Annotated in this window: 10 protein-coding genes; 5 read left to right on the top strand and 5 right to left on the bottom strand. The window is 52.3% G+C overall.

Annotated elements, in window-relative coordinates; genetic code table 11:
• Window positions 1-285: 285 nt before the first annotated feature.
• Window positions 286-690, bottom strand: a complete 405-nt coding sequence (locus BUB30_RS05925; RefSeq protein ID WP_073134835.1) for a hypothetical protein — start codon at window positions 688-690, stop codon at window positions 286-288.
• 160 nt (window positions 691-850) lie between these two features.
• Here BUB30_RS05925 and BUB30_RS05920 point away from each other — a divergent pair, with 160 nt between their 5' ends.
• Together BUB30_RS05920 and BUB30_RS05915 are read left to right on the top strand one after the other, a co-directional pair.
• Window positions 851-1,528, top strand: a complete 678-nt coding sequence (locus tag BUB30_RS05920) for a head GIN domain-containing protein (RefSeq protein WP_073131914.1) — start codon at window positions 851-853, stop codon at window positions 1,526-1,528.
• Window positions 1,529-1,594: 66 nt separating this feature from the next.
• Window positions 1,595-2,386, top strand: a complete 792-nt coding sequence (locus BUB30_RS05915) for a sterol desaturase family protein (protein WP_073131912.1) — start codon at window positions 1,595-1,597, stop codon at window positions 2,384-2,386.
• Here the strand turns inward: BUB30_RS05915 and BUB30_RS05910 are convergent.
• Entirely contained in the window at window positions 2,383-3,210 is an 828-nt protein-coding gene (locus tag BUB30_RS05910; RefSeq protein ID WP_073131911.1) for a hypothetical protein, read from the bottom strand. The genes BUB30_RS05915 and BUB30_RS05910 overlap by 4 nt on opposite strands.
• Before the next feature lie 368 nt (window positions 3,211-3,578).
• Here BUB30_RS05910 and BUB30_RS05905 point away from each other — a divergent pair, with 368 nt between their 5' ends.
• Together BUB30_RS05905 and BUB30_RS05900 are read left to right on the top strand one after the other, a co-directional pair.
• Window positions 3,579-5,741, top strand: coding sequence for a glutamine synthetase III family protein (locus BUB30_RS05905; protein WP_073131909.1), 2,163 nt, complete (start codon window positions 3,579-3,581; stop codon window positions 5,739-5,741).
• A gap of 121 nt (window positions 5,742-5,862) precedes the next feature.
• Window positions 5,863-7,353 (top strand): M28 family peptidase, encoded by a 1,491-nt coding sequence (locus tag BUB30_RS05900; protein ID WP_073131908.1) that lies wholly within the window; start codon window positions 5,863-5,865, stop codon window positions 7,351-7,353.
• On the opposite strand, the gene BUB30_RS05895 is transcribed toward BUB30_RS05900, so the two are convergent.
• Together BUB30_RS05895 and BUB30_RS05890 are read right to left on the bottom strand one after the other, a co-directional pair.
• Entirely contained in the window at window positions 7,350-8,243 is an 894-nt protein-coding gene (locus BUB30_RS05895; protein WP_073131906.1) for an alpha/beta fold hydrolase, read from the bottom strand. The two genes, BUB30_RS05900 and BUB30_RS05895, sit on opposite strands and share 4 nt — an antisense overlap.
• Window positions 8,244-8,245: 2 nt before the next feature.
• The gene (locus tag BUB30_RS05890) at window positions 8,246-9,898 is read right to left on the bottom strand and encodes a S41 family peptidase (protein WP_073131904.1); all 1,653 of its coding nucleotides are present in this window, start codon (window positions 9,896-9,898) and stop codon (window positions 8,246-8,248) included.
• A gap of 157 nt (window positions 9,899-10,055) precedes the next feature.
• On the opposite strand from BUB30_RS05890, the gene BUB30_RS05885 reads away from it, so the two are divergent.
• The gene (locus BUB30_RS05885; protein ID WP_073131902.1) at window positions 10,056-13,031 is read left to right on the top strand and encodes a M16 family metallopeptidase; all 2,976 of its coding nucleotides are present in this window, start codon (window positions 10,056-10,058) and stop codon (window positions 13,029-13,031) included.
• 161 nt (window positions 13,032-13,192) lie between these two features.
• Here the strand turns inward: BUB30_RS05885 and BUB30_RS05880 are convergent, their stop codons facing one another.
• On the bottom strand, window positions 13,193-14,263 hold the full coding sequence (locus tag BUB30_RS05880; protein ID WP_073131901.1) for a dipeptidase: 1,071 nt from the start codon (window positions 14,261-14,263) through the stop codon (window positions 13,193-13,195).
• Between the last annotated feature and the right edge of the window lie 25 nt (window positions 14,264-14,288).

The raw sequence follows: 14,288 nt of genomic DNA, 5'->3' as shown, positions 1-14,288 counted from the left end.
CCTGCAGACGAACTAAAACGAACCCTGGCAAACACCGGAAGCGCCCACCCCAATCCATCACCACACAGATCCCATGCGCTATCCACGGGATTCCTTGGGCCACATGCGAAGATCGAGGAAACTCGTGCCTGCGGAATGACGTGCCTTGCACAAACACGCAGCAGTGCTTCGCGAGCGCAGGCAGAAATCAATGCACAACCCAATCCAGGAAACCAGTACAGCCGGAAGGCCATAAAAAAAGGAAGGCTTTAACCTTCCTTTTTTGTGGCTTATATAAAAAGCGAATTATGCCTTCAAGAATTTCATGGCCTTGGTCTTCACCATATCGCGGTCGGCGGTAATGGTGGGGTCGCTGTAAACGTGTTGGGACACTTCGGCTACAACGCCTTTCTTGAAACCGAGTTTTTCGGCGATGTGTTCGCAGAAAACGATCTCGCTGCGGAATACCTGTCCGTCCATTTTCATGAGTTGGATGAGGTAGTAAAGATGTTCGAACTTCTCGTCGTTGGTTAACGTATCAATACTGCCAATGGGTTTGGGGCTTGCCAGCATGGCATCCACTTCTTCTTTGCTGATGCCGTTGGCTTTGCCGATGGTATGGATCAGTTTGGATTCGCGCGAGGCCACGTTGCTGTCGCTGGCGGCGAGGTTGATCAGAACGTTTAATTCTGCTTTCTTGTCAAAAATCATGAGGCTCAGTTTGTTTTTGGAGTACAAATGTTAGAAAATGTACATTCATTTTTACTGTAAAATACGATGTTTTCGTACATCGACAAAATAATTTGCCACATCTGGCCGGGATGCAACCCTTATATTTGCGCCCGGTCTTTAGGTTAAATATCATTGCTATATGAAGAATTTATGGGCTATAATCTTACTTGTCGGGTCGACCACCCTAATCCAGGCACAATCGCAGACCCGCGCCTTGGGCAGCTTCTCGGGCGTGAAAGTAGCCGAAGGGGTCGACGTTTACCTGACCAAGGGTGACAAGGAAAGCGCCAGGGTGGAAACGGACGGCATCAAACCCGACAACGTGATCACCGAGGTTTCCGGCAGCTATCTCAAAGTGCACATGCGCGACGGGAGCCATAACAAAGGCACCGTAAAAGTATATGTCACCTATGTCAAGATCGACAAGCTATCGGCCAGCTCGGCGGGCAGTATCTATTCAGAAGGGGCCATTCAAGCGTCCACCCTGGAGATCAGCACCTCCAGCGCCGGCAACGTGGAAGTTACGGTGAACGCCGAAAGCATAGACATCAGCGCCTCCAGCGCCGGTGAAGCCGAAATAAAAGGCAAAACCAAGTCCCTCAACGCCGACGCCAGCAGCGCCGGGGAGATCGATGCCTATGACCTGGAGGCCGAGAACGTGACCGCGGGGGCCAGCAGCGCCGGATCCATCCGTATCAACGTCAGCGACGCCCTCACCGCCAAGGCCAGCAGCGGTGGCAGCATCCGCTACCGTGGCAACCCCAACAAATCCATAACCGACTCCAGCAGCGGCGGCTCTGTGAAGAAGTCGAGCTAGAAAATATTCAAAAAACCCATGACCTGACGCTAACCTCCTAACCGGGGGTTAGCGTTATCTTTAGGTATGGGCTCCACCTACTTCAGCGCCGACAAACACTTCTGGACCATCCTCCTGGTGATCCTCTTCCGCTATATTTTCCTGGCCTCGGTGGGCTTCCTGCTCTACTATGTGATCTTCCGGAAAAAGGTCTTCTACAAAAAGATCCAAACCAAGCTTCCCGCTAACCGCGACTATTATAGAGAGATCGGCTACTCCCTCATCACGGCCGTGGTCTTTGCCCTCATCGGCTATGGCGTGTTTGGCACACCGTTCGTGAAATACACCCAGACCTATTGGAAGATCGGCGACTATGGCACAGGTTATTTTATCGTCAGCATCTTCCTGATGATCCTCTTCCACGACGCCTATTTCTACTGGACCCACCGTTGGATGCATGGCAAAGGCGTCTACAAGACCGTGCACCGTGTCCACCATTTATCGACCAACCCATCCCCGTGGGCTGCCATGGCGTTCCACCCGATCGAGTCGGTCATCGAGGGGAGTGTCATTGCTTTTATTGCGATCCTGTTTCCTGTACATCCGCTGGCCATTGCCATTTTTCTGTTGTTTATGATGGTCTATAATGTATACGGCCACCTCGGTTATGAGCTTTATCCAAAGGGATTCTCAAAAAGCATCATTGGAAAATGGATCAACACTTCCGTCAACCACAACCTCCACCACCAGACGTTCCAAGGCAACTACGGCCTTTATTTTTTGTGGTGGGATCGTTGGATGGGAACGCTCCAGCCCGCTTATGACGAGCGCTTTGAAGAGGTGAAGAATCGGCGGGTAGAAGGAAACGGACGGGCCTAGGTATTAATGGCGTCCTCGTCCACCGTGTGTTCCGGAATTTCCTCAGGCGCTGGTACTGGAGAGGGTAGGGGCGTGTCTTGATGCTTAAGTTTCCACAGCCAGTACAATCCACCCAACGGTATGCCCACCGAAACGATGGAACCTGAATAGCCCATGGTATACAACGATATGCCCAAGAGGAACTGGAAATAGAGTAACTTAAAGGAAACGATACTCACAGCCGAGTAGGTTATGGTAGGTGCATTCAAAAAGATCACGGCCAGGTATTTCAACCATTTCCGATTCAATGTGCTCCTTTTGATTTGCACGATCATGTAAATGTTGAACGCGGGAATGGTGAGCGCCAACAACACAATGGCCCAAAACGGAATCATATTGGGTATCGCTGATGGGGCGCCCAACGTTCTTATGTTAAGAATTTTTTTGGATGCATCATCAAACAGAACCTCTACAACACCAAATCTCTCTTTGTTGGCAAGCTGAACAAAAGCCAATGTGGTATGGGGCGGCATGTTTTCGCTAGCATTGGTGGAGAATTTCTTTTCCGTGCTCACCAGGCTATACCGCAGTTCTGTTCCCAGGTTTCCAGCCACCACATCCCGGAACTTTACCAGACCTGCCTTCAATGAGTCGAGGTTGGTGTTTTTGGCCATCTCATGTTCCAGGGCCATGTACTCCAGGCTTTTATCATAATTCTCATGTAACAGGCAGTTAACAAACGCCTCGGTCGTATCGGTGTATTCGAACGCATTTTTGATGAAATCACAACTGGAAAACACAAAGGCAAAGAGCGGAAGAATGAAGACTCGTCGGGCTAATCTCATAACAACAGGAATAGGTATCAGTGCGAAATATAATGATTTTGGATGGCCGCCATAACGAAAATATAACAGGGCAGCTCGGCAACCGCTCTGCCACACGGATGGCCTAAACGTGACGGTTATTCCTTTGACCCCCGACTCCTAAACCCCTGGCCACTAGCCCCTGACTACTGGCTCCTGGCTTCCGGCTCCTGGCTCCTGAATTCCGCCTCCTGACTACTGAAACTCCAAAAAAACCATCCCAGCCCTTAAAAAATAACCCCAGCGCAAACGTGTTCTTAACAAAAAATTAAAATTGTGGTTGCGTTTTTAACGGTGTCTCGAAAATTCCGATAGATTTGGAAACAAATAGATCAAAATTACAACCACCTATGGCGCATTTACGATTCGATGCTCTTAAGAAACTGAGCGAACGTACCCCTGTACATGTAGACATGCCCGGCCCCAATGTCTCCAAATTTTATGGAGAACTTGTTTTCGGTTCGGAGCAGATGCGTGGAACCCTGGCCCCGGCAGTATTTAAAAAAGTAAGCCAAGCCATCAAGAACCACGAAAAAATTGATGAAGCAACCGCCGACGCAGTAGCCTCTGCTGCGAAATCCTGGGCTATGGCCAAGGGCGCGTCGCACTTCACCCACTGGTTCCAACCCATGACGGGCGGAACGGCCGAGAAGCACGATTCGTTCTTTGACGCCCTTTCCGGCATCGAAAAATTCAAAGGCAGCGAGCTGGTTCAGCAAGAGCCCGACGCTTCTTCTTTCCCCAGCGGTGGTATCCGCAGCACGTTCGAAGCCCGCGGCTACACGGCCTGGGATCCTACGTCGCCCATGTTCCTCTATGGCACCACGCTGTGTATCCCCACGGTCTTCGTATCCTACACCGGCGAGACCCTGGATGCTAAAGCGCCCCTCTTAAAAGCATTGAAAGCTGTTGACCTGGCCGCCGTAAAAGTTTGCCAGCTCTTCGACAAAGACATACAACACGTCGTGGCTTCCCTGGGAGCCGAGCAGGAATATTTCGTAGTAGACAAAGCCCTCTTCGATGCCCGTCCCGACCTGGTGATGGCAGGCCGTTCGGTGTTCGGTCATGCACCGGCCCGTGGTCAGCAAATGGAAGATCACTATTTTGGATCGATCCCTCCCCGCGTTTACGAGTTCATGAAGGACTTTGAGATCGAAGCCTGGAAATTGGGTATTCCCGTGCGCACACGTCACAACGAAGTGGCTCCCAGCCAATTTGAAGTAGCGCCCCTGTTCGAGGAAGTGAACGTGGCCAACGACCACAACCAATTGATGATGGATGTGATGATGCGCGTAGGCGAGAAACACAACCTGAAGATCATTTTCCACGAAAAACCTTTCGCCGGTCTCAACGGATCCGGTAAACACAACAACTGGTCGCTCATCACCGACACCGGTGTGAACTTATATGCGCCTACCAGCAGCGCCCGCGACAACCTCATGTTCCTCACGTTCTTCATCACCACGATCAAGGCCGTACACGAACACGCCGACCTGCTGCGCGCCAGTATCGCCACTCCGGGCAACGACTTCCGCCTTGGAGCCAACGAAGCGCCTCCCGCCATCATGTCCGTATTCATCGGTTCGCAAATGACCGCTGTGTTGGATGAGTTGGAGAAAAAAGGAAATGTGAAGATCGAGAAGGGCGACAACATGTACATGAAGCTGGGCATCGACCAGATCCCCGAGATCATCCTCGACGCTACAGACCGTAACCGTACCTCGCCGTTTGCCTTCACCGGAAACAAGTTCGAGTTCCGTGCTGTGGGTGGAAGCGACAACTGCGGAACGGCAATGACCGCTCTGAACACGATCGTGGCCGACCAACTCGAAAAATTCTTCGAAGCCGTATCGAAAGAAATCGAAAAAGGCGAAGAGAAGAGACTGGCCATCGTGAACGTGCTGCGCAAATACATCAAGGAATCCAAAGACGTTCGCTTCGAAGGCGACGGCTATTCGGAAGAGTGGGTGAAAGAAGCCGCCAAGCGCAAGCTGGGCAACGTGAAGAACATGGTTCACGCGCTCGATGCTTACACCACCAAGAAATCGGCCGACCTGTTTGAGAAACACGGCGTGATGTCGCACAAGGAAAACGAAGCCCGCGTGGAGATCAAGCTGGAGTCCTACATCAAGCGTGTGCAAATTGAAGCCCGCGTGATCGGCGACCTGGCTATGAACCACATCGTGCCCACCGCCATCAACTATCAAACCAAGCTCATCGAGAATGCTAACGGTTTGAAAGGACTTGGCGTGGACAACAAGACGGTGGTTCAAACGATCAAGGAAATTTCCGGACACATCGATACCATCAAGAACAACGTACGTGCCATGATTGAAGAGCGCAAGCGCATCAACAAAGTCACCGACACGCACAAACGCGCCATCGGCTACTGCGATGACATCAAGGAGAAATACTTCGAGGTGATTCGCGATGCCGTAGACAAACTGGAATTGCTGGTGGACAATGAAGATTGGCCATTGGTGAAGTACAGAGAGTTGTTGTTCCTCCGCTAGAACTCGAATAACTTTCCATACCTAAACCTAGACCTGTAGATTGAAAACGGATCCCTTACCCGGATCCGTTTTTTGTTTTTTAGAGGTTGTCGCTATACCTTGATGGCAAAATAAAACCCTGATGTCCATCCAGAAGTCCCTTCTTTTCCTGGCCTGCATGCTCCTCGCCGGTGCCGTCTTCGCACAGAAGAAGATCCAAAAGAACATTGAAAAGATCGTCACCGCCCCCGACGCGCTGGCCCACCTCACGTTTCTTGCCGCCGACGAAATGCGCGGCCGCGACACGGGCTCGCCCGAGATCGACATGGCGGCCAACTATCTGAAGACGCAGTTTATCCAAAATGGAATCGCCCCGGTGGACGGAAACAGCAACGGCTATTTTCAGGATTTCCCAATGGAAAAGATCATCCCACCGGTAGCGGGATCTTTTATGTTAGGGGGTACGTCGTTCGCCTGGAAGGAGGATCTGATGCCCTTGAATGGGGTGGGGGCCAACCTGCAAGGTGATGTTGTTTTTGTGGGATACGGAAACCCCCAGGATTTCGAGACCCATGACGTTCGTGGCAAAATTGTAGTGGCGTTGGCCGGTTCGCCCGAAACGGTAAGGCCCCTGCGCGCGCTGCTGCGCGAGTCGCCGGTGAAGAACAAGTTGGCCGCGGCGCATGGTGCGCTGGCCTTGGTTGAGGTGATGGCCCTGCAGGGGATGCCCTGGGCAGCGGTGCAGAGCTATTTTTCGGCAAATCGCATCGTGCTGAAAAATGATCCGTCGCAACCGCTTCCGCATGTTGTGTTACGCAACAGCGAATCGCCGGCGTTAAAAGCATTTATGGAAGCTCATCAGGCAAAAGGTGGACTGGAAGTGAAAGGGATCCCCTCCAAACCAATCCGTGGACGCAACGTGGCCGGCATCGTCCGGGGTACAGACGCCACGCTAAGCCGGCAATGGGTGGTGGTGAGCGCACACTACGATCACGTGGGCGTGAAACGCAACGACACGCCGGACTCCATCTACAACGGCGCCCGCGACAACGCCATCGGCACGGTGGCGCTATTGGAAACGGCGCGCTTTCTCAGTCAGCATCCGCCAAAGCGATCGGTGTTATTTCTGGCCTTTACGGCCGAGGAGAAGGGACTCCTGGGAAGTGAATGGTATGTGAATCACCCCCTGATGCCCCTCGAAAAAATGGTGTTTGATCTCAACTGCGACGGGGGTGGCTACAACGACACCAGTATCGCTACCGTTGTCGCCCTGAACCGTACGTCGGTGGACAAGCAAATGCAGGAGGCCTGCGCGGCATTCGGGCTGGGCTTGGGTGGAGATCCAGCGCCGGAACAGACGCTGTACGACCGCTCTGACAACGCCAGCTTCGCTCTGAAGGGCGTGCCCGCTGCCAACTTATCGCCAGGAGTGAAGACGTTTGATGAGGGGCTCATGAAATATTATCACCAGCCGCCGGATGAAGTTGGATCATTAGACATGACCTACCTGGAAAAGTTTTTCAGGGCCTTCGTGCTCACTACGTTTCGAATTGCCGACGACAAAGTTTTGCCGGTTTGGATCAAAGGTGACAAATACGAAGAGGCAGGGAAGAAATTATACGGCGCGCGTTAACGCATAGCCTTTAGCGCCATGGAATCTTTTTGAACCATTTTCAAAATGGCGTCGTGGATGAGTTCGGGGTTGCTCCAGGGCACGAAGTGATCCATGTCGTCTTTGAATACAAATTCCACCGGGGCATTCACCAACATTTTTTTGGCAAAGTCTGCGTTGGCCGCGGGCACCAGCGAATCTTTTTTTCCATGGATCACGATGACCGGGCACGTGATGTTGGACCACAGCGGCAGCATCATTTCCAACTGGGGTTTCAATTGATAGATCTCTTCATTGGAGGCGCGGAAGGAACGCGGCAAGATCCAACTGAGGAAAGGTGTTGCCAGCGGTGCGCGGAACCAGGTTTCGTTGGGTTCCAATTCCGGATCGATGGAGCCCGCCACGATGATGAGTCCGTCCACAAGCGAAGGATAGTCAATGGCCATCCGCGCAATGAGCGGCCCCCCCAGCGAGTGACCCACCAGGATGATGGGGCGATTCTTTTTATATTCTTCCAGGAGTGGTTTCAGGATCTCTCCTTGTTTCTGTAGCGACGTTTCGCCGTTTCCAAAATTGGAGTATCCAAAACCGGGGCGGTCGGTGGTAATTAAAAAAGCGCGATGCAGGAGGGACGTGTCGGCTAGAAAATCGATGAAGGCGCTGAGGGAGCCAGGCGATCCGTGCACAAAAAGCACCAGCGGTTTCAGAGAGTCGCCGGCACAGACATAGTGCATGTTGCGGAAGCCGGCTTTGTAGGTGAGCTGTTTGGCGGCGACGTGTTTCTCTTTAAAATAAGTATCGATCTCGCTGGAACTCATCCGGAAGGTCATGCACGAATGCGACACGATCATCACTGTCGCGAACAGGAACAGGAAGAACCAGCGCAATTTCCTTCCAATGCCGAAGGCCATGGCTATTGCAAGTTGAGAAGCTTTTTGTACTGGGCTGTATTGTGCAAGAGCTCTGTCGCCTTGCGGATGTCGTCGTCGTATTTAAAGCCCGCTTCGATGCCGCCTTTTTCCAGGTGATAGTGGGAGGCGATCTCTTCTTCCAGCAACATTTTGATCTCGTCCTTGTACAAGTTGAGTTCGTTCTTTTTGCTGTCGGCTATGCGCGCCTGGATTTGTTCGAGCTGTGGTTTCAGATCGGTGTAATACTTTTCTTTGTGCGCTTCTTCCGTGAATTGTTGAAGCTCATATTCCAGGTATGACTTGTAGCTGTAGTTTTTGTCTTTCATCCAAACGACGAACTGCTGATACTCTTCGTCCGACAAGGTAAAGGTCTTGGGATCGACGGCTTCGGCATGTTTGAAGGTGTATTGTGCGGCGAAGTCGAAAATGAAACCTTTTTCGAAGAGCACTTGCGTGAGCACGTGTGCTTCGTGGGCTTCGGTCTTGATGTCCGGGTCGATGCCGCCGCCGTCAAACACCGTGCGACCGGTGGCGGTCTTGAATGATTTTTTCAGCGAGTCGGGGATGGAGCCTACGCTGCCGTCTTCGCGACGGTGTGTATAATCCAGCACCTGGATGCAGCGGCCGGTAGGGGTGTAGTATTTAGCCGTGGTGACTTTCAATTGTGAATTGTAGGACAGCGGACGGCTCACTTGCACCAGTCCTTTGCCATAAGATTTTTCGCCGATGATCACACCGCGGTCATAATCCTGCAATGTGCCGGCCACAATTTCGGAAGCTGAGGCGCTGCCGCGATTGATGAGTACGCCCACGGGAATCTCGGTATCGACCGGCGCGTTCAGTGTTTCATAGTTCAAATTGTTTTCAGGAATTTTTCCTTTTGTGCTCACCACCAGCTTGCCTTTGGGGAGGAAGAGGTTGGTGATGTTCACCGCTTCGATGAGCAGACCGCCGGGATTGCCGCGGAGGTCAAGGATGGCGGCTTTTGCGCCCTGGTCTTTCAAAATGATGAGGGCGTTGCGCACTTCTTTTGCGGCGTCCGGTGTGAAGTCGGTCAATTGAATATAGCCGATGTCTTTGCCCACCATGCCATAGTAGGGCACGTTGTTCAGTTTGATTTTTTCGCGTTTGAATTCGAGGCGGATGAGTTTGTCGGCGCCCATCCGTTTCACAGTGAGGCTCACGGGCGTGCCCACCTGGCCTTTCATGAGTTGACCCGATTCTTCACGGGAGAGTTTTGACAATTCGACGTCGTCGATCTTCACCACTTCATCGCCGATCTTCAGCCCGCCGCGTTGCGCGCCATAGCCTTCCATGAGCATGGTGACGATGGTCTTGTTGCCGATCTCGCGCGTGATGGCGCCGATGCCGCCGTATTGCCCGGTGTTGATGGTGCGGAAGTCCTCCACTTCATCTTCGGGGATGTAGTTCGTGTAAGGATCCAGCGACGTGAGCATAGCGTCGATGCCGGTGCGCACGAGTTTGTTCGGGTTGATCTCGTCGACATAGAGCGCGTTGACCTCCTTAAAAAGCGTGGCAAAAATGTCGAGGTTTTTGGCGATCTCGAAGTACCGTTCCGCCGGGCGCGTGGAGGCCAGGGCAAAACAGGTGGCGGCGAGAATGGAGAGGATGATGATTCTTTTTTTCGTTATCATACGGAGACGGCACAAACTAAATCTACTACACGTAAAACCCGGAAACCCGGTTGATGCTGTTTTCGGAGAGGGAAAATTCAGCATTTAATTGGTAAAAATTGAAGGAATGTATGTTATTCTTTCGGTATTTTTAAAAACCACAGAAAAAACAAGACCTATGAAAAGAATTCCGTTGCTCGTCGCGATGCTCACCCTGTTTTTATGCGCCTGCCGCCAGGAAAAGACCCTCGAACTGAAAACCGCCGAAAGCCAGGGCTTCACCTATTCCTACGTGCCGGACGACCCTTTGAAAGTAAGGATTTACACGCTAAAGAACGGTTTGAAAGTATACCTGAGCCAATATCCATCCGAACCCCGCATTCAAACCCAGATCGCCGTAAAAGCCGGCGGCAAAAACGACCCGGCGTCGCACACCGGCCTGGCCCACTACCTGGAACACATCATGTTCAAGGGTACCGCAGATTTCGGTACCCTGAACTGGAAAGCAGAGGAAGTCTACCTCGACAGCATCGAGCAAATGTTCAATCACTACGGAACCCTGCAGGATTCGGTTGGACGGATCGGCTATTACAAACTCATCGACCAGGTGTCCAACCAAGCCTCGAAGCTGGCCATCGCCAATGAATACGACAAAATGGTGAGCGAGCTCGGCGCCACGGGCACGAATGCCTACACGACGGAGGACCGCACGGTCTACATCAACGACATTCCCTCCAATCAACTCGACAATTGGGTGCAACTGGAGGCCAATCGTTTTCAGAAGATCGTGCCCCGCCTTTTTCACACGGAACTGGAAGCCGTATACGAAGAAAAGAATCGCGGACTGGACAACGACTACTGGAAAACCTATGAAGCCCTCTACGCCGCGATTTTTCCCAAACATCCCTATGGCACGCAAACCGTGATCGGCACGATCGACCATTTGAAGAACCCGTCCATCACCGCCATCAAAGAATATTTCGATGCCTACTACCGGCCCAACAATGTCGCCATCTGCCTGAGCGGCGACCTGGACTATGACAAGACCATTGCCGCAGTCGATAAATATTTTGGTGGATGGAAGCCCAACGATAAACTTCCCGAATGGAAGAAGGTCGAAGAAGACCCCATCACCACACCGGTCACGCGCGAAGTGCTGGGCCCCGATGCCGAATGGGTAACGCTGGCCTATCGCTTCCAGGGCCGGAACAGCGACGACTACCGGATGCTGACCCTCATCAACAAGATCCTCAACAATGGCCAGGCCGGCCTGATGGATATCAACCTCAAACAAAAACAAACCGTGCTGGAGCCGCAAGCCTATGTGGACTACCTGAACGATTATTGCGTCCACGAATTCACCGCCCGCCCCCGCGAGGGCCAGACCCTGGAAAATGTACAGAAGCTGGTACAGGAACAGATCGAGTTGGTGAAGCAAGGTGCCTTTGATACCGACCTGATCGAGGCGGCGATCAACAATCTGAAAAAAGAAAAAATCGAAGCCTCTCAACAAAATTGGTCCCGCTCCGCCGACCTGGTGCTGGCCTTCACAAACGATATCCCCTGGCAAGACTTCGTGGGTGAGATCGACGCCATGCGCAAATACACAAAGGAAGACATCGTGAAATTTGCAAAGGAGCATTATGCCAACAATTATGTTGTGGTATACAAACGCACGGGCAAAGATCCGAACGCGCGCAAAGTAGAAAAGCCTTCCATCACGAAGGTGGCGCTGAACAAGGAAGACCGTTCGCCCTTTCATGTGGCGCTGATGAATAATAAAGTGGAGAAGCTACAGCCTGTGTTTTTGGATTATGACAAAGACATTCAGAAGCTGAAGATGAACAAAGATGTGGAGGTGCTCTACACGCCCAACACCGAGAACGACCTGTTCATGCTCTATTTCCTGTCGGACGTGGGCACCAACAACGACCCGCGCATGAAGGTGGCGGTGGAATACTTGCAATACCTGGGCACGGAGAATATGTCGGCAGAGGACGTGCAGAAAGAGTTTTTCAAGCTCGGATGCAACTTTGGCGTGCACGCAGCCGAAGACCGGACTTTCGTCTACCTGACGGGACTAAACGAGAACATGGACCAGGCGCTACAGCTTTTCGAAAAACTGCTTGCCCAACCTAAACCTGACGACGAAGCCCTGAAGAAATTGGTGGAAGGCATTTTCAAGCAACGCGAAGACACTAAGAAAGACAAGAGTGCGATCATGTTCGGAGGCCTGATGAGCTATGGTCTATATGGTCCCCAATCGTCGTTCACCAACGTGCTCAGCAACAAAGATCTGCGCGCCGTGACGTCAGCGGAATTGGTGTCGTTGATCCAGGACTTTACGAAAATGCAACATCGCGTGCTGTATTATGGCCCGAGGAAGACGGATGAATTCATCGCACTCCTGAATAAAGAGCACACGTTGCCCGATCAATTGAAACCGCTGCCGCCCGCCGTCGAATTTGCCATGACCGACGTGAAGAAACCTTCCGTGTATTGGGTAGACTACGATATGGTGCAGGAAGAGATCATGTTCTTGTCGAAAGGAGAGAAGTTCGATAAGGGCCGAATGCCCATCACCCAAATGTTCGACGAATATTTTGGCGGCAACATGAGCTCCCCCATCTTCCAGGAGTTGCGCGAGGCACAAGGGCTCGCTTATTCGGCTTTTGCCTACTATGGCTCGGCCGACAAAGCCGGCGACAACGACCTGTTCTATGCCTACATCGGCACACAAGCCGACAAGCAAGCGGAAGCCATGAAAGCGATGCGTAACTTATTGACTGAGTTCCCCAAGACGCAAAGCGGCTTTGATGTGGCGCGCGACGCCATCGTGAGTCGCATCGAAAGCGAACGCATCAACAAGTGGGATATCCTCTTCAACTATGAAGAAGCCCGCAAACGCGGCCTCACCTACGACATCCGCAAAGACGTCTACGACCAGGTCCTCAAATTCACCCTGGACGATGTAACGAAATTTCAACAACAATACATCAAGGGGAAGAACTTTAACGTGGTGCTGATCGGAGATAAAAGCAAGATCAAATTGAAAGACCTGCAATCCTATGGCGAAGTAAAACAACTTTCACTTGACGAGGTTTTTGGGTATGAGAAGGTGCAAAAGATAAACGTGGAGAAACCGAATCAATAACGTCAAGGTTTTTACCGCCTCACCTTCGCTAAAGCTTTGGTGAGCCAAAGAGAGACGCAAGGCGCCCTCCTTCGCTGAAGCTTCGGCGGGCAGGCAAAGTCAACGAAAAGGCTTTGCGTCTCTCTTTTGTGCCTTTGCGTCTCCGCGGTGAAAAATGCGTTTTAACGCCACGCGTTCTTTAAAAAGCGCAGCCAATTCCCATGCATCACCTTTTCAATATCTCCCGCCGAATACCCCCGTTTGGCCAATAGCGCGGGAAAGGTTTGCAAATCCGCAATGGTCTCGATATCATATGGGCTCTGCTCTTTCCCATAGCCTCCATCCAAATCCGACCCAATACCAATATGGTTAGCGTTCCCCGCCAACTGGCAGATATGATCCATGTGATCGATGAGCACCTCCAGATTACAATTCGTACTCCGTGGCGTTGAAACCCCGCGCACCCAGTTCGGCACCATCATCCAGGCATCCATCACACCACCGATCACCGCGCCCCTGGCGATGAGCTCTTTTAACTGATCGTCGTTGAACTGACGGTTGTGATCCACAATAGCCCGGCAGTTGTGATGACTGGCCCACACATGCCCGTTAAAATTATCCATCGCCTCGCGGAAGCTGTCATCACAAAGGTGTGTGGCGTCCAGGATGATGTTCAGGCGTTCCATTTCTTTTAACAGGGCCTTGCCCGGTGCCCCCATGCCTCCGGTGGCATTCGTGCCTTGCGCATAGCGCCCCGGGCCGTAGTGTGCGGGCCCGACCGCGCGAAGCCCTTGCTCGTAGGCCCGTTCCAAATGCTTGAGGGTGACGATGGAGTCGGCGCCTTCCAGGCTGCGGATATAGCCGATGGCTTTGTTGGTTTTTGGAGTCTTGTCGTTCCAATAGGCCACATGTTCTTCCAGTTCCTTCCAGTTGGTGATCGGTTTTAATTCGCCTGCCTCTTCCATCTCCCGGTACCAGGCCAGCTGCGCCTGGGTCTGGGCCCAGGCTTGGGATGGAGAGTTCCAGCCGGGAAGCGTATTCCCGGGGGCAACATAGCGCGCGATCTGGGTAGCCACCGCCACGCCGATGTCGCCCTTCCGAAGCTCCTCGAAGTTCACCACGTTGTTGCCGCGGTCGGGTTTGTCGGTCATGCCTTGTTCGCGGGCCCGCATTTCGGCAATGGGTCTCCGCAGGTCGCGGTTCCATTCCATAGCATTCATACTCAGGTCCAGGTGGGCGTCGATCGTAAACATGGGTTGTATTTTGGGTTGAAATTTT

The sequence above is a fragment of the Chryseolinea serpens genome, from assembly GCF_900129725.1.
In the GTDB taxonomy this organism is placed as follows: Bacteria; Bacteroidota; Bacteroidia; order Cytophagales; family Cyclobacteriaceae; genus Chryseolinea; species Chryseolinea serpens.
Note: the sequence above shows the minus strand (reverse complement) of the source record. Positions and strands in the feature narration are given on the sequence as shown.

Coding starts and splice junctions, on each gene's coding strand:
- BUB30_RS05895 (WP_073131906.1), bottom strand. CDS start 8,243: ATGGCCTTCGGCATTGGAAGGAAATTGCGCTGGTTCTTCCTGTTCCTG.
- BUB30_RS05915 (WP_073131912.1), top strand. CDS start 1,595: ATGGGCTCCACCTACTTCAGCGCCGACAAACACTTCTGGACCATCCTC.
- BUB30_RS05910 (WP_073131911.1), bottom strand. CDS start 3,210: ATGAGATTAGCCCGACGAGTCTTCATTCTTCCGCTCTTTGCCTTTGTG.
- BUB30_RS05885 (WP_073131902.1), top strand. CDS start 10,056: ATGAAAAGAATTCCGTTGCTCGTCGCGATGCTCACCCTGTTTTTATGC.
- BUB30_RS05905 (WP_073131909.1), top strand. CDS start 3,579: ATGGCGCATTTACGATTCGATGCTCTTAAGAAACTGAGCGAACGTACC.
- BUB30_RS05890 (WP_073131904.1), bottom strand. CDS start 9,898: ATGATAACGAAAAAAAGAATCATCATCCTCTCCATTCTCGCCGCCACC.
- BUB30_RS05880 (WP_073131901.1), bottom strand. CDS start 14,263: ATGTTTACGATCGACGCCCACCTGGACCTGAGTATGAATGCTATGGAA.
- BUB30_RS05900 (WP_073131908.1), top strand. CDS start 5,863: ATGTCCATCCAGAAGTCCCTTCTTTTCCTGGCCTGCATGCTCCTCGCC.
- BUB30_RS05925 (WP_073134835.1), bottom strand. CDS start 690: ATGATTTTTGACAAGAAAGCAGAATTAAACGTTCTGATCAACCTCGCC.
- BUB30_RS05920 (WP_073131914.1), top strand. CDS start 851: ATGAAGAATTTATGGGCTATAATCTTACTTGTCGGGTCGACCACCCTA.